Annotated in this window: 16 protein-coding genes; 12 read left to right on the plus strand and 4 right to left on the minus strand. The window is 75.6% G+C overall.

All coding sequences use genetic code 11. The features are described 5' to 3' along the window. The 8 genes from RM555_RS10160 to RM555_RS10195 all read left to right on the plus strand — a co-directional run bounded on the left by RM555_RS10160 (position 1) and on the right by RM555_RS10195 (position 9077). Complete coding sequence (locus RM555_RS10160; RefSeq protein WP_311411509.1) at positions 1–1149, plus strand: exonuclease SbcCD subunit D; 1149 nt, start codon at positions 1–3, stop codon at positions 1147–1149. Next, entirely contained in the window at positions 1149–3623 is a 2475-nt protein-coding gene (locus tag RM555_RS10165; protein WP_311411510.1) for an SMC family ATPase, read from the plus strand. Before RM555_RS10160 ends, RM555_RS10165 begins: the two co-directional genes overlap by 1 nt. 37 nt (positions 3624–3660) lie before the next feature. Next, positions 3661–4623 (plus strand): hypothetical protein, encoded by a 963-nt coding sequence (locus RM555_RS10170; RefSeq protein ID WP_132233139.1) that lies wholly within the window; start codon positions 3661–3663, stop codon positions 4621–4623. Then, complete coding sequence (locus RM555_RS10175) at positions 4623–5480, plus strand: spermidine synthase (RefSeq protein WP_311411511.1); 858 nt, start codon at positions 4623–4625, stop codon at positions 5478–5480. The genes RM555_RS10170 and RM555_RS10175 overlap by 1 nt, the downstream gene beginning before the upstream one ends. 223 nt (positions 5481–5703) lie before the next feature. Further along, a complete protein-coding gene (locus tag RM555_RS10180) occupies positions 5704–6399 on the plus strand; it encodes a sigma-70 family RNA polymerase sigma factor (RefSeq protein WP_311411512.1) in 696 nt (231 codons plus the stop codon). Next, positions 6396–7175: an anti-sigma factor family protein gene (locus RM555_RS10185; RefSeq protein WP_311411513.1), complete on the plus strand. Its 780-nt coding sequence runs from the start codon at positions 6396–6398 to the stop codon at positions 7173–7175. Before RM555_RS10180 ends, RM555_RS10185 begins: the two co-directional genes overlap by 4 nt. Positions 7176–7395: 220 nt before the next feature. Then, entirely contained in the window at positions 7396–8031 is a 636-nt protein-coding gene (locus RM555_RS10190; RefSeq protein ID WP_311411514.1) for a COG4315 family predicted lipoprotein, read from the plus strand. 125 nt (positions 8032–8156) lie between these two features. After that, on the plus strand, positions 8157–9077 hold the full coding sequence (locus RM555_RS10195; protein ID WP_311411515.1) for a DNA-3-methyladenine glycosylase family protein: 921 nt from the start codon (positions 8157–8159) through the stop codon (positions 9075–9077). 64 nt (positions 9078–9141) lie between these two features. Here the strand turns inward: RM555_RS10195 and RM555_RS10200 are convergent, their stop codons facing one another. Further along, the gene (locus RM555_RS10200) at positions 9142–9645 is read right to left on the minus strand and encodes a DUF1990 family protein (protein ID WP_311411516.1); all 504 of its coding nucleotides are present in this window, start codon (positions 9643–9645) and stop codon (positions 9142–9144) included. Between the two features lie 85 nt (positions 9646–9730). Here RM555_RS10200 and RM555_RS10205 point away from each other — a divergent pair, with 85 nt between their 5' ends. Continuing rightward, the gene (locus RM555_RS10205; RefSeq protein WP_311411517.1) at positions 9731–10222 is read left to right on the plus strand and encodes a GNAT family N-acetyltransferase; all 492 of its coding nucleotides are present in this window, start codon (positions 9731–9733) and stop codon (positions 10220–10222) included. Here RM555_RS10205 and RM555_RS10210 read toward each other — a convergent pair. Both RM555_RS10210 and RM555_RS10215 read right to left on the minus strand, forming a co-directional pair. Beyond that, a complete protein-coding gene (locus RM555_RS10210) occupies positions 10197–10619 on the minus strand; it encodes an SRPBCC family protein (RefSeq protein ID WP_311411518.1) in 423 nt (140 codons plus the stop codon). The genes RM555_RS10205 and RM555_RS10210 overlap by 26 nt on opposite strands. 166 nt (positions 10620–10785) lie before the next feature. Next, the gene (locus RM555_RS10215) at positions 10786–10998 is read right to left on the minus strand and encodes a hypothetical protein (RefSeq protein ID WP_132233121.1); all 213 of its coding nucleotides are present in this window, start codon (positions 10996–10998) and stop codon (positions 10786–10788) included. A gap of 136 nt (positions 10999–11134) precedes the next feature. On the opposite strand from RM555_RS10215, the gene RM555_RS10220 reads away from it, so the two are divergent. Both RM555_RS10220 and RM555_RS10225 read left to right on the plus strand, forming a co-directional pair. Beyond that, positions 11135–12247 (plus strand): ATP-dependent DNA ligase, encoded by a 1113-nt coding sequence (locus tag RM555_RS10220; RefSeq protein WP_311411519.1) that lies wholly within the window; start codon positions 11135–11137, stop codon positions 12245–12247. A 33-nt stretch (positions 12248–12280) separates the two neighbouring features. Continuing rightward, on the plus strand, positions 12281–13870 hold the full coding sequence (locus tag RM555_RS10225) for an alpha/beta hydrolase (protein ID WP_396888724.1): 1590 nt from the start codon (positions 12281–12283) through the stop codon (positions 13868–13870). Here RM555_RS10225 and RM555_RS10230 read toward each other — a convergent pair. Beyond that, positions 13797–14309, minus strand: coding sequence for a potassium channel family protein (locus RM555_RS10230; RefSeq protein WP_311411520.1), 513 nt, complete (start codon positions 14307–14309; stop codon positions 13797–13799). The genes RM555_RS10225 and RM555_RS10230 overlap by 74 nt on opposite strands. A 73-nt stretch (positions 14310–14382) precedes the next feature. On the opposite strand from RM555_RS10230, the gene RM555_RS10235 reads away from it, so the two are divergent. Continuing rightward, complete coding sequence (locus tag RM555_RS10235) at positions 14383–14835, plus strand: GNAT family N-acetyltransferase (protein ID WP_311411521.1); 453 nt, start codon at positions 14383–14385, stop codon at positions 14833–14835. Positions 14836–15011 lie beyond the last annotated feature (176 nt).

Here is a 15011-nt window from a genome sequence, read left to right on the forward strand (position 1 = left end):
GTGAAGATCCTGCACACCTCCGACTGGCACGTCGGCAAGGTCCTCAAGGGGCAGTCGCGGGCCGAGGAGCACAAGCGGGTCTTGGCCGGCGTGATCGACGTCGCCCGCGCCGAGTCACCCGACCTCGTCATCGTCGCTGGTGACCTCTACGACACCGCCGCCCCGACGCCCGAGGCCACCCGGCTGGTCACACGGGCCCTGACCGCGCTGCGCCGCACCGGCGCCGACGTGGTGGCCATCGGCGGAAACCACGACAACGGCCAGGCCCTCGACGCGCTGCGGCCCTGGGCCGAGGCCGCCGGGATCACCCTGCGCGGCGGGGTCCGGGACAACCCGGACGAGCACGTCATCGACGGCACCACCGCCGGCGGGGAGCGCTGGCGGCTGGCCGCGCTGCCGTTCCTCTCCCAGCGCTACGCCATCCGCGCGGTGGAGATGTACGAGCTGACCGCCGCCGAGACCACGCAGACGTACGCCGACCACCTGGGCCGGGTGCTGGGCCGGCTGACCGAGAGCTTCACCGAACCGGACCGGGTGCACCTGGTCACCGCCCACCTGACCGTGGTGGGCGCGACCACCGGCGGCGGGGAGCGCGACGCGCACACCGTGCTGGGCTACGCGGTGCCGGCGACCGTGTTCCCGGGGACGGCGCACTACGTGGCGCTGGGCCACCTGCACCGCTCGCAGCGGGTGCAGGGGCCCTGCCCGATCCGCTACAGCGGCAGCCCGCTGGCGGTCGACTTCGGCGAGCAGGAGAACGTGCCGTCGGTGACCGTCGTCGAGGTCACCGCGACCACGGCGGCGCAGGTCCGCGAGGTGCCGGTGACCGCCGCCACCACGCTGCGGACGGTCCGGGGCACCCTGGCCCAGCTCGCCGAGATGGACGTGCCGGACGCCTGGCTGCGGGTGTTCGTCCGGGAGCAGCCGCGCGCGGGCCTGCGCGAGGAGGTGCAGGAGCTGCTCCCGCAGGCCCTGGAGATCCGGATCGACCCGGAGCTGCTGCCCGCCCCGGGCAGCGGCACCCGGGTGGCGCAACGGGCGGGCCGCTCACCCCGGCAGCTCTTCGCCGACTACCTGGACAGCCGGGGGCACACCGACGACGGGGTGCGGGAGCTCTTCGACGAGCTCTTCGAGGAGGTCGACCACTGATGCGGCCGATGCGGCTGGACATGGCGGGCTTCACCGTCTTCCGCGACGAGACCACGATCGACTTCACCGACGCCGACTTCTTCGCGCTGGTGGGGCCGACCGGCTCCGGCAAGTCGACGGTGCTGGACGCCATCTGCTTTGCCCTCTACGGCACGGTGCCCCGCTGGGGTGGGGCGCGCGGGCTGGGCAACGCCCTGGCGCCGTCGGCCACCGAGGCGCGGGTGCGGCTGGTCTTCGAGTCCGCCGGTTCCCGCTACGTGGCGACCCGGGTGGTCCGCCGGGACGGCCGGGGCAACGTCAAGACGGCCAACGCCGGGTTGCAGCTGATGCCGGCCGGTTTCGACGTGACCAAGCTCGACACCGGGCTGAGCCCCGACGACCTCGGCGAGGTGGTGGCCGGCACCCCCGCCGAGATGGAGCAGGCGGTGCTGGAGGCGGTCGGGCTGCCGTACGAGCAGTTCACCAGTTGCGTGGTGCTGCCGCAGGGGCAGTTCGCGGACTTCCTGCACGCCAAGCCGGCCACCCGGCAGCAGATCCTGGTCAACCTGCTCGGCCTCGGGGTCTACGAGGACGTGCAGAAGCGGGCGACCGCGCGGGCCGCGCAGGCCGAGGCGAAGCTGGAGGCGGTCGACCAGGCGCTCGCCGGGCTCACCGGCGTCGACGACGCCGCGCTGGAGGCGGCGACCGGGCAGGTCGACCGGATGCGGGAGCTGGCCGGAGCGGTGGCAGGCGCCGTACCGGAGCTGGAGGCCGCCCGGGCGACGGCGCGGGAGGCGGGCGCGGCCCTGGCGGCCCTCGACGCCGACCTGGCGGTGCTGGCCGCCGTGCACCCGCCGGACGGGGTGGCGGAGGTGACCCGGGCGGTCGCGGCGGCGCGGGCCGGCGCGGACGAGGCGGCGACGGCCGTGTCGCTGGCCGAGGAGCGGGAGGAGAAGCTGCGCGGCGAGCTGGCCGCCGCCGGTGACGAGAGCGCGCTGCGGCTGCTGCTGCGGGCGTACACCGATCGGGAGAAGCTGGCCGGCGAGGCGGAGGCGGTCCGCGCGGCGGTGACCGGGGCGCAGGCCGAGCACGGCGCGGCCGTGGCGGCGCTGGCCGAGGCGCGGGCGGCGGCCGAGCGGGCCGAGGCGGAGCTGGAGGCGGCCTTCCGCGCCCACGAGGAGGCGAAGGCGACCGACCAGGCGGTGGCGCTGCGCGCGCACCTGCGCGCCGGGGCCGCCTGCCCGGTCTGCGAGCAGACCGTCGCGTCGGTGCCGGCGGTGCCGGCCGACTCGGCGGTGGCCGCCGCGACGGCGGCGGGACGGGCGGCGCGGGCCGCCAGCAAGGCCGCCCAGTCCGTGGTGCAGGAGCGCGACGGCGCGGCCCGGGAGCTGGAGCGGGTGCTGCTGCGCGCGCGGGCCCGGCAGGACCAGGTGCAGGCCCGGCTGGCCGAGCTGGACGACCAGCTGGCCGGGGCGGCCGAGCCGGCGGTGCTGCGCCGCGAGCTGGACGACCACGCGCGGCTGCGCCGGGCGCTGGAGGAGTCGGCGGCGGCGGTGCGGGGCGGCCGGGACGCCGCCCGGCGGGCCCGGGCGGCGGTGGACGCCGCCGAGGAGCGGCTGCGGGCGACCTGGCGGGCGTTCGACGCGACCCGTGACGGGCTGGCCCGGTTCGGGCCGCCGACGGCGGACCGGGAGGACCTGGGCGCCGCGTGGGCCGCCCTGACCGGATGGGCCGGCGAGGAGTCGGCACGTCGCCGCGCGGAGCGGGCCGGGCGGGCCGCGGCGGTGGCGCAGGCCGAGGCGGTGGCCGCCGGCGTCGGCGAGCGCATCGCGGGTTTCCTCGCCGCCGCCGGGCTGCCGCCCACCGACGATCCGCTACGCGCCACCGACCGCGCCCTGGAACGGGCCGAGGCCGACCTGCGCGAGCTGGAACGGCGCCGGGAGCAGGCGGGTGACCTGCGCGAGCAGCGGGCCGGGTACGAGCGCGAGGCGCAGGTGGCGCGGGCCCTCGCGGGGCACCTGCGGGCCAACAACTTCGAGCGGTGGCTGCTCGCCGAGGCGTTGGACCTGCTGGTCGACGGCGCCTCGGGCATCCTGCGGGAGCTTTCCGGCGGGCAGTACGACCTGGTGCACGACAAGGGCGAGTTCTTCGTGGTGGACCACCACGACGCGGGGCTGCGCCGGGGTGTGCGCACCCTGTCGGGCGGCGAGACCTTCCAGGCGTCGCTGGCGCTGGCGCTGGCGTTGTCGGAGCAGCTCGCCGGGTTGTCCACGACGGCGGCGAGCCTGGAGTCGATCGTGCTGGACGAGGGCTTCGGCACGCTCGACGCGGCCACCCTCGACACGGTGGCCGCCACGCTGGAGAATCTGGCCGCCCGGGGCGACCGGATGGTCGGGGTGGTCACCCACGTGCCGGCCCTGGCCGAACGCATCCCGGTGCGCTTCGAGGTCAGCAAGGACGCCCGGTCGGCGCGCGTCGAACGGACCGGCCGGTGAGCGGGGCCCCGGCGCGCGCGACGGGAGGTCCGCTGCGGTGACCGATCCCCGGTTCTTCGTCGACGCGTGGGATCCGGCCTACGGCGCCTCGTTCGAGGCGGCGGGCGGCGGCGGTCCCGCGGCGCCGAGCAGCGCCCAGGTCGACGCGGACGCCGAGCTGCCGGCGGTCGACTGGCGGGCGATCGGGCCGCGTCCCGGCGTACGGGCCCCCGACGTGGTGCTGCTCGTCGACGGGGTGCGCCGGATCGACGCGAGCGTGTGGACGGCGGAGGACGACGGGGCGTCCTTCCCGGGCCTGGCCGCCTCGTACGCCGCCGGGGTGGTCCGCTGCGACCTGGAGCGCGGCGCGGCGCAGCTGGCCGGCGCGCGGGTCGGCCGGGGCCTGTTCACGGCCAGTCCCTCGGCGGTGGACGTGGTGGCCGGCAGCGTCCGCTACCCGGTGCACCGGGTCAGCGGCACGGGCGAGCTGAACAAGCTCCCGGCCGCCGTGCAGGGGCCGCTGACCGCGCTCGAGGTGGAGGTCTCGGGGGCGGCCCGCACGGACGGCGACCTGCTGGTGGTCGACGGCCCGCTGCGCAACCGGCGGCAGCTGCCGCGCACGGTCGGCTACATCAAGACCCAGCACAGCCAGTACCTGGACGCCCGGCTGACCGCCGTGGTCACTCAGTTGGCGGCCGGTGAGCGCTCCCCGGTGTTCAAGCTCGGTACGGCCTGGGGCGGCTGGTCGTGGTATCTGCGGCTGCCGGTGGCTCTCGGGGCGCCGTGGGCGGGCATCGTCCGGATGGAGTGCTCCGCCGAGCTGAGCGTCGACGAGGCGGTGGGGCTGGCCGACCTGTCGCTGGTCACGCTGCCCCGTTTCGCCTCCACCCCCTACAAGGACCCGCGGGCGCCGCAGAACCTGATCCCGATCGCCGGCCTGGAGCGCCGGCTGCGGGCGCTGCTCGGCGACGCGCGGCTGCTGCACCGGGTGCTCACCGCCGCCGCCCGGGGACGGCGCTGATGGGACGCAAGCGGGCGGCCGACACGGTGACCGCGCGGGTGGACACCGGCCAGGCCGAGCTGGTGCCCGATCCGGACCGGCCGGGATCGTGGACGCTGCTGCTGGACGGCGCCCCGCAGTCGCACGTGGACCTGGCCGACCCCACGCACCTGGAGTTCGAGTACGTCCGGCGGCTCGCCGCCGCGATCGACCTGGTGGCGCCGGCCGGCGCGCCGCTGCGGGTGCTGCACCTCGGCGGCGGCGCGCTGACCCTGCCCCGCTACGTGTCGGCCACCCGGCCCGGCTCCACCCAGCGGGTGGTCGAGGTGGACGGCGCGCTGGTGGAGCTGATCCGTCAGGCCCTGCCCTGGCAGCCGGATCCCCGGCTCAAGGTGCGGGTGACCGACGCCCGCGCGGTGCTGGCCGCCAGCCGGGACGCCAGCTACGACGTCGTGGTGGCCGACGTCTTCGCCGGTGCCCGTACCCCAGCCCACCTGACCTCGGTGGAGTACGCCGCCGAGGTGGCCCGGGTGCTGCGGCCCACCGGTTTCCACCTGGCGAACGTCGCCGACGGCCCGCCGCTGCGCCACGCCCGGGCGCAGGTCGCCACCCTCCGGTCGGTGCTGCCCCGGGCCTGCCTCGTCGGCGACGCGGCGGTGCTGCGCGGGCGGCGCTACGGCAACCTGGTGCTGGTGGCCGGCCGGGTCGAGCCGCCGGTGCCGGAGCTGACCCGGCGCGCCGCCGGGGACTGGTTCCCCGGCCGCGTGCTGGCCGGCGGGGAACTCGACCGCTTCGCGGGCGGGGCGCCGGTCGTCCGCGACGCCGACGCCACCGACTCGACCCCGCCGCCGCCCGGGATCTTCTCCGTGCGCCGCTGAGCGGAACCCGCTCCGTGCGCCGTCGGGCGGGGTGCCCACGCCGTGCGCGGGTGCGGCGGTTGCGGAAGCGACGGGCGGCGCGGAAGCGACGGGCGCCGGTCCGGCGGGTGCGGGAGCGGAATCTTTTCCGCGTGCCGTTGATCCGTTCGCGTGGGCGCTGCGTACCCACGGGCGGCCGTGCCCGTGGGAGGCGGCCGATGTCATCGGACACCCGGAGGTCTGCATGCACGCGGTGGCGGCCGGTTGGCACGGCGACAGGGCGCGACCGGACTGGATGTCCGCGCGGTCCCAGTCCCGGCCGGACGCGGCGGCACGCGGGGTCGACGCCCGCCAGGCGCCTCACCAGAATGGGCCGGTGACGCCGAAATCCGCCCCGGGGCGCCACCAGGCGGCACCGTCCACCGAGGCGGGTCACTCGGATCGACTGATCCGGCTGCTCTACGCCGAGCACGCCGGGCCGCTGCTGGCGTTCGTCATGCGGCTCACCGGCGGCGACCGGCAGCGGGCGGAGGACATCGTCCAGGAGACGCTGCTGCGGGCGTGGCGCAACGCGCACCGGCTGGGCGTGCAGGGGCAGGGCTCGCTGCGGCCGTGGCTGGTCACGGTGGCGCGGCGGATCGCCATCGACGAGCACCGCAGCGTGCAGGCCCGGCCCGCCGAGACGTACGACCGGGACCTCACGGCGTTCGCCGAGGCGGACAGCACCGACCGGGTGCTGCGCACGATGACGGTGGCGGACGCGCTGCGTACGCTGAGCCAGTCGCACCGGGAGATCCTGGTGGCCACGTACTTCCGGGGTCGGACGGTGCCGGAGGCGGCCGAGGAGCTGGGCCTTCCGCTCGGCACCGCCAAGTCGCGGGTCTACTACGCGCTGCGCGCGCTGCGCACGGCTCTGCAGGAACGGGGGGTGACGGAATGAGCCGGGCGGACCACATGGACGTCGCGGCGTACGCGCTCGGCGTGCTGGACGAGCGCGACACGGAACGGTTCGAGGAGCACCTCGCCACCTGCTGGGCGTGCGCCGCCGAGCTGGAGACGATGGTGCCGGTCGTGGGCCTGCTCTCCGACATCGACGGCGAGACGATGGCCGCGCTGGAGCAGACCCGCACCGACCCGGCCCTGCTGGACCGGACACTGGTCGCGGTCCGCGCCCACCGGCGGCGCAACCGGTTCCGGCAGTTGCTCGCCACGGCGGCGGCGGTGCTGGTCCTCGGTGGGGCGACCGGGCTCGGCTTCGCCAGCATCGCCGGCGACAGTGCCCCCGAGGTGGTGGCCGAGCCGACCGCCACCGCGCAGGTCGCCCCGCCGACGGTCAGCCGCTCCAGCGATCCGAACGACCCGGACATCGGCGGGACGCTGCCGGAGGGCGACCCGGTCAACGTCGTCGACCCGACCACCGGCGTCGAGGCGACCTTCTTCGTCGTGTCGAAGGACTTCGGCACGGGCGTGGACTTCATCCTCGCCAAGCTGCCCGGGCCCCGGACGTGCCGGCTCGTCGTGGTGCGGAAGAACAACAGCACCGAGGTGGTCTCCACCTGGTCGGTGCCCGGCACCGGGTACGGCACCAACGCGCGCCCCGACAAGCTGAGCCTGTCGGCGTCGACGTCGACGCGGCTCGACGACATCAAGCAGTTCCAGGTGCAGTCGGTGGATGCCGGCGGGGTGGCGAGCCCGCTGGTCACGGTGCAGATGTAGCACCCCTCGCGGAATCGACGCCGGTCAGCCCGCACGACCGGCGTCGATTCCGCGTGCCGTTTCCACGAATGCCATTGACGGAAACCGCACTCGTCGCGGGAAACGGATTTCCGGCCCGTACGGTTCAACGATTTCCCGTGACATCGACCACGCTTTCGCATTCAACCTTGACAACGCTCTAGCCGTATTGACCGGTGAACCGCATCAACGAGGAGGGCACGTGGCACAGATGAAGCGAACCGTCATCGTGGCGAGCGCGATGGTCGCGTTGACGGCCTGCGCTCCCGCCGGTTACGAGGGGGCGAACCCGGGCGCGGCCAACCCGGTCGCCGTGACCGCCGCCGAACCCACCGCGGCGGCCGAGCCCTCGGTCTCGCCGTCCCCGGCCGCCGACGCGCCGCCCGCCGACGCGGACCTGACCGAGGAGCTCAACGGCCGGAAGGTCGCCCGGATGGGCAGCGTGGTCACCGACCAGGACGGGTGGATCCTCTACCGCTTCGACAAGGACACCAACGACCCGCCCTCGTCGAACTGCGTCGACAAGTGCGCCCAGTTGTGGCCCCCGGCGCTGACCGACGGCGACCCGGAACTCAACGGCGTCTCCGACGACAAGGTCGGCACCGTCACCCGCCAGGACGGCACCCGGCAGATCACCCTCGACGGCTGGCCGCTCTACCGCTACGTCGGGGACAAGAAGCCCGGCCAGTGGAAGGGGCAGGGCGTCGGGGGCACCTGGTTCGTGGTCGCGCCGGACGGCAGGAAGAACCTGAGCTGCCTGCCGCCGGGCACCCCGAAGCCGGTCGCCCCGCCGTCCGACGACAAGGCCGGGCAGGGCGACTCGGACTACTCGTACTGACGTCACGGTCCCGGTGGCCGGTCCCGGCAGGGTCGGTCGCCGCCCCGGGACCGGCGACGGCACCGGGCCGGCGTGCGCCCGGCGGTGTCGCCGGTCACGGGGCGGGGACGTGACAGCATGTGCGGGTGACCGGGACCGAACCCACCGCGCGTCGGGAGCTGCGCCCGCCCGCCGGGTACCGGCTGGCCGCGTCGGTCCGGGCGCTGACCTTCAGCCCGTACGACCCCTGTGCGCGCGTCGCGGCCGGCACGTTCTGGTGGGCCGCCCGCACCCCGGACGGTCCGGCCACCCTCGCCCTGCGGCCGGCCGGCGGCGCCCTGCTCGCCGAGGGCTACGGCCCGGGTGCCGACCGGGTGGTGCAGTGGGCGGACGCGGTCGCCGGGCTCCGCGACGACGTGAGCGGGTTCGGGGCGCTCGCCGCCGCCCACCCCGTGGTGGCGCGGCTCGCGGCCCAGCACCAAGGGCTGCGCATGCCCGCCACCGGGCAGGTCTTCCGCCAACTGCTGCGGGCGGTCTTCGAGCAGAAGGTGACCGGCAAGGAGGCCTACCGGGCGTACGCGGCGACGGTGCGGCACTTCGCCGAGGCGGCGCCCGGGCCGATGCAGCCGCTGCTGCTGCCGCCGGAGCCGGCGGCGGTGGCGGCCACCCCGTACTGGGTGTTCCACCCGTTCGGCGTGGAGCAGCGCCGGGCCGAGACGCTGCGCCGCGTGGCGGCCGTCGCCGACCGGCTGGAGCACTGCGCGGACTCCGCCGAGGCCACCCGCCGGCTCACCGCCGTCGCCGGCATCGGCCCGTGGACCGCCGCCGAGGTGGTGCGCATCGCGTACGGGGACCCGGACGCCGTCAGCGTCGGCGACTTCCACGTGCCGAACACGGTGGCCTGGGCCCTCGCGGGCGAGCCGCGCGGAGACGACGCCCGGATGCTGGCCCTGCTGGAGCCGTTCCGGGGGCACCGGGGGCGGGTCTGCGTGCTGCTGGCGGCCGGTGGCGTCCAGGCGCCGAAGTACGGTCCGCGGATGCCGATCCGCTCCTTCGCCCGGTTCTGACCGGGTCCCGCCGCCGGCGTCGCGGCGGCGGATGCCGCACGCCGACGGGTGACGACGGTGCGGGTCAGGGTCGGGCGCAGAGGCGGCGCAGGGTGCGGCCGAGCCACCAGGCGTACGCCCGCTGGAAGGCCCGACCGGCCGGCCCCGCGGCGCGCATGACCCAGCGGTCCGGCCGGCTGAACGCGACCACCTCGAACCAGACGTGGCCGGCGGCGTCGCGGCTGACCACGAACGCCTCCTCGCCGCGCGCCGGGTGCCCGGGCAGCGTGCCGTACCCGAAGCCGGCCCGCCGCCCGTCGTCGACGGCCCAGACCACCTCGCAGGGCGCGGCCAGCCGCAGCGGGCCGACGCCCAGCCCGGAGACCACCCGGACCCCGGGCGCGGCGCGCTCGGCGGCGGCGTCGATCCGGATGCCGGCCGCCCGGTGCAGGCGCCAGCCGAGCACGGCGTCCCCGGCCGCCGGGAAGCAGGAGTCGGGCAGCCGGACCCGGTGCCGCACGTGCCGCCAGCCGGCCGGCAGCTCGCCGGTCTCGGTGGCGCCGACGTGCGGATAGGTCAGTGCCGGCACGGCGCACCCCCACGGCTCGACGGGACACCGCCAGCGTACGGGCGGTGCGGGCGGCCCGCCCGGCGGCCTGTGGTTGGCTGTCGGGGTGATCATCGAGCCGCGCATCGCCCCCGCCGACGTCACGGACGCCGGCGAGATCCTCACCGTGCAGCGCGCCGCGTACCTCACCGAGGCCCAGCGCTACGCCGACCCGTTCCTGCCCCCGCTGACCGAGACCCTGGACGAGGTGCGGGCCGCGCTGGCGGGCCCGGCGACGGTGCTCACCGCCCGGCTCGGCGACCGGCTGGTCGGCTCCGTGCGGGCGCACGTCGACGGCGACACCGCGCACGTCGGCCGGCTCTCCGTCGCCCCGGACCAGCAGGGCCGGGGCGTCGGCGGGCGGCTTTTGCGCGCGGTGGAGGCGGCCTGCGCCGCCCGGGTGCGCCGCTTCGCGCTCTTCACGGGCGCCGACAGCGCGCAGAACCTGCGCCTGTACCAGCGGCACGGCTACCGCGTGGTGGGGCACCGGCCGGACCCGAACGGCATCCGGCTCGCCCTGCTGGAGAAGGCGGTCAGTCCCGCTCGCAGCGACGCCTGAGCCCGTCGGCCTCCATCCGCAGGTAGCGGCGCATCAGGTCGCCGTAGAGCCAGCCGACGAGCCCGGCGAGCGGCCCGGACTGCGTGATGGCCAACTCGACGCGGCTGCGCCCGTCGGGCAGCGGCAGCACCCGGTGCTCGCCGAGCGTGCGCACCCCCGGGCTGCCCGAGACCCAGGAGAACGACCGGCCCTCAACCAGTTCGGTGACCCGCCACACCGCCGGTCGCAGCTTCGGCTGCGCGAGCCGGGCGGTGGCGCCCACCGCGAGCGGTCCCGCCTCCCCCCGGAGCGCCCGACGCACCGAGGGCGTCCACTCCGGCCACCGCTCGACGTCGACCAGCACCGCCCAGACCCGTCCCGCCTCGGCGGCCACCTCCGTACCGGCCTCGAACCGCATCGCGCCCCCTCCCCGTGTCGGCGCCCGGCGGCGCCGCTGCCAGTCTCGACGACGCCGCGTGCGGGATCGTGACGAGGCACCCGCCGGCCGGGTCCGGGTCCGCCGGCGCACAGGGGTGCCGGGTCGGCCGCCCGCCGGGTGTCCGCCGGGCTCGGCCGCCGCCGGGTCAGGCGGCCTCGCGCAGGTCGGCCAGCCCGAGGGGGGTACGCCGGCGCAGCAGTTCCTCCAGCTCCGCCACCGAGCCGGCCTCGCCGAGCACGTCCTTGCCCCCGCCGAACTGGCGGGGATAGCGGCGCACCAGTCGGTACCGGTAGCGGCCCCGGATCAGCTCGACGCTCACCCGCCACCGCCCGCAGCACCCGCAGACCCACTCCGACATCCCGCGAAGGTAGCCCTGACCTGCGCTTTCATGATTCGCCCGGTGCGGTACGAGCGGCGCGCGGCCGGACACGCCGCCCGCCGCGCGGACGTGATCTGCCTCACGACTGTCGGTGCGGTCTGGTTGACTGGTCGCCGTGAAGCTGCCGATCAGTCCGCCGGTCGAGCCGATGCTGGCCAAGAGCGTCCCGCGGATCCCCACCGCGCCGGGGATGACCTACGAGCCGAAGTGGGACGGCTTCCGGTGCATCGTGTTCCGCGACGGCGACGAGGTGGAGCTCTCCAGCCGGGGCGGCAAGTCGATGACCCGCTACTTCCCCGAGGTGGTCGAGCAGGCCCGCCGCCAGTTGCCCGAGCGGTGCGCGGTCGACGGCGAGCTGATCGTGATCCGGCGCGACGGGCCGGGCGGGCAGCCCCGGCTGGACTTCGAGCTGCTGGCCCAGCGCGTCCACCCGGCCGCGTCCCGGGTGAGGATGCTGGCCGAGACCACGCCGGCCGACTTCGTCGCCTTCGACCTGCTCGCCCTCGACGACGAGACGCTGCTCGACGAGCCCTATCCGCGGCGCCGGGCCCGGTTGGAGTCGGCGCTGGCCGGGGTCCGGCCGCCGGTCCACGTCACGCAGGTCACCACGGACGTCGACACCGCGCACCGCTGGTTCGACGTCTTCGAGGGCGCCGGCCTGGACGGTCTGATCGCCAAGCCGGCCGACCTGCCCTACGAGCCGGGCAAGCGGCTCATGTTCAAGGTCAAGCACGCCCGCACGGCCGACGTGGTGGTGGCCGGCTTCCGCTGGCACAAGTCGGGCCCGGTGGTCGGCTCGCTCCTGCTCGGCCTCCACGACGACGACGGGGTCCTGCACCACGTCGGGGTGAGCGCGTCGTTCACGATGGCCCGCCGCGCGGAGCTGCTGGAGGAGCTGGAGCCCTACCGTGACGTCGGCGCCGACCACCCGTGGGTGCACGGCGACCACGAACGCGGCCAGCGTCTCCCCGGCGGGGTGAGCCGCTGGACGGGCGCCCGCAACCTCGAGTGGGAGCCGCTGCGCCCCGAGCTGGTGGTCGAGGTCGGCTACGACGCCATGGAGGGCGACCGGTTCCGGCACACCGCCCGGTTCGTCCGCTGGCGGCCCGACCGCGAACCGCAATCCTGCCGCTACGACCAGCTCGACCGGCCCGTACGGTTCGATGTGGACCAGGTGCTGCGCGGCGATCCCACGGTGACCGTGGAGTCCGCCGCCGGTGCGGCCTAGCCTGGCCGTCGACCCGATCACGGAGGCTCGCTCGTGACCCGCACCCCCGACCGGATCCGCCGGTTCCGGCTCACCCTCGCCGGGCTGGCCGCCGCCGCGCTGGTCGCCGCCGGCTGCACCCTTCCGGCGATCGCGCCCCGGACGGAGGCCGGCGGCGAGGCCGCCGCCCCCGGCACGGCGCCCACCTGGCGGGCCTGCCCGGAGGTGGCCGAGGAGCTGGTCGGGCGCGGCGCGCCGGGCATGCGCTACGAGTGCGCGCGGATCAAGGTGCCGCGCGACTGGGGCACGGGCGCGGGCGGCGGGGCGAGCACCGGCCCGGGCGCCGGACAGACCTTCGAGATCGCGCTGCTGCGGGCCCGGTCGGCCAAGCAGCGCGACCGGATCGGGTCGCTGGTGATCAACCCGGGCGGGCCCGGCGGCTCCGGCGTGGACACCGCCGTCTACCTCTCCTTCGGCCCGAGTTTCGGCGGCCTGCCCGCCTCGATCACCGACCGGTTCGACATCGTCGGCTTCGACCCGCGCGGGGTGTCCCGCTCCAGCCCGGTCAAGTGCATCCCCGACGCCGAGCTGGACGCCAGCTTCGGCTACGACCCCGACCCGGCGAGCCAGGAGTCGTTCGACGGCTTCGTCGCGCTCAGCCGGAAGATCGGGCGTGGCTGCGGCGACCGCTACGGCGACCAGTTGCCGCTCTACGGCACCGAGCAGGCCGCCCGGGACATGGACGCGGTCCGCGCCGCCGTCGGCGACGACAAGCTGACCTACCTCGGCTACTCCTACGGCACCCTGCTCGGGGCCACCTACGCCCAGCTCTACCCGCAGCGGGTGCGGGCGCTGGTCCTCGACGGCGCGGTCGACCCGCGACAGGGCCTGATCGCCGGCTCGGAGGGCCAGGCCAAGGGCTTCGAGCGGGCCTTCGGCAACTTCACCACGTGGTGCGCGGCCAACGCCGGGCGCTGCCCGATCGCCCCGGACGCCCGGGCCGCGGTCACCTCGGCGATCGACAAGGCGCGGGTGTCCCCGGTACGCGGGGACGACGGCCGGGAGGCCACCGCGGGCTGGGTCTTCTACGCGATCATCTCGTCGCTCTACACCGAGTCGGGGTGGCAGGAGCTGGCCGTCGCCATCGACAAACTGGAGGGCGGCGACCCGGGCGACGTGTTCCGCCTCGCCGACGCGTACGCCGACCGGGACGCCGACGGGCACTACTCGAACATGTTCGACGCCAACCTGGCGGTCAACTGCGCCGACGAGGAGGAGAAGCCGAGTCGGGAGCGGATCCGGCAGCTCCAGTCGCAGTGGCGGGCGAAGTACCCGCTGTTCGGGCCGGCCCTGGCCGTCGGCCTGCTCTCCTGCGCCGAGTGGCCCGGCGGTCGCGACCCGTACCCGACGGGCCGGGCCGACGGGGCGCCGCCGATCCTGGTGGTGGGCACCACCGGCGACCCCGCGACGCCCTACGAGCAGACCCCGGCGCTGGCCGCGATGCTGGGCGTGGGCCGGGTGCTCACCTGGGAGGGCGAGGGGCACACCGCGTACCCGCAGACCTCCTGCATCACCGAGGCGGTCGACGCCTACCTGATCGACCTGACCGTGCCCAGGGAGGGGCTGCGCTGCCCGGCCCGCTGACCGGCCGCTCCGGCGGCAGGTCGGGCAGGTCGACGCCCTGCCGGGCGGCCATCTCCTCCAGCAGCGCCCGCATCCGGCGCACGTCGGCCTTGAGCTGCTCCTGCTCCTCGTGCTCGAAGGCGTCGTCGTCGACGATGAGCTGGCTGGCGAAGTGCGCCGTGATCAACGGGATGACCAGCAGCACCATGGTGGAGATGAGCAGCGCGGCGAGGGTGCGGCCCTGCCAGCTCACCGGCGAGATGTCGCCGTAGCCGACGGTGGACGCGGTCACCACCGCCCACCAGACGGCGTCCGCCGGGCTACGGTTCTCCACGTGGCCGTAGATCACGCCGGCCACCACGATCATCAACAGGTACGAGATGATCAACGTACGGGGCGAGTTGGCGAACCAGACCAGCCCCCGGTAGATCAACCGGAACGGCAGCAGCAGGACGTCCATGGACAGTCATGTTGCCCCCCGTACGCGAGCGCTGCCCGCCCATCGGTCCGGCTCACTGTGCCACGCTGGCGGTATGAGTGACGTGATCTTCCGTGAGGCCGTCCGCGGCGACCTGCCCGCCGTGATCGCCCTGCTCGCCGACGACGTGCTCGGCAGGACCCGCGACTTCACGGAGGTCGACGCCGCGTACGAGAAGGCGTTCGCCGACATCGACGCCGACCCGCGCAACCAGCTGATCGTGGCCGACGCGGACGGTGAACTGCTCGGCTGCATGCAGCTCACCTACATCCCCGGCCTGGGCCGGCACGGCGCGGAGCGGCAGCTGATCGAGGCGGTCCGGGTCCGCTCCGACCTACGCGGGCGGGGCCTCGGCCGGCAGATGATCACCTGGGCGGTCGACCAGGCGAAGCAGCGTGGCTGCGCCCTGGTCCAGCTCACCACCGACAAGACGCGCCAGGACGCCCACCGCTTCTACGTCAACCTCGGCTTCCTCCCCACCCACGAGGGCATGAAACTCCCCCTCTAGCCCACGCCCCACGCCCCACGCCCCACGCCCCACGCCCCACGCCCCACGCCCCACGCCCCGGCGATCATGCAGTTGTGGCGCCCCACAAAGGGTGCAAAGTGGTGAATAGGTCCCACCACAACTGCATGATCGACGCGAGCGGGGCGGCGGGCGGGGCGGCGGGGCGGGGGCGGGCG

It is taken from the genome of Micromonospora reichwaldensis (genome assembly GCF_031845925.1).
Classification (GTDB): domain Bacteria; phylum Actinomycetota; class Actinomycetes; order Mycobacteriales; family Micromonosporaceae; genus Micromonospora; species Micromonospora reichwaldensis.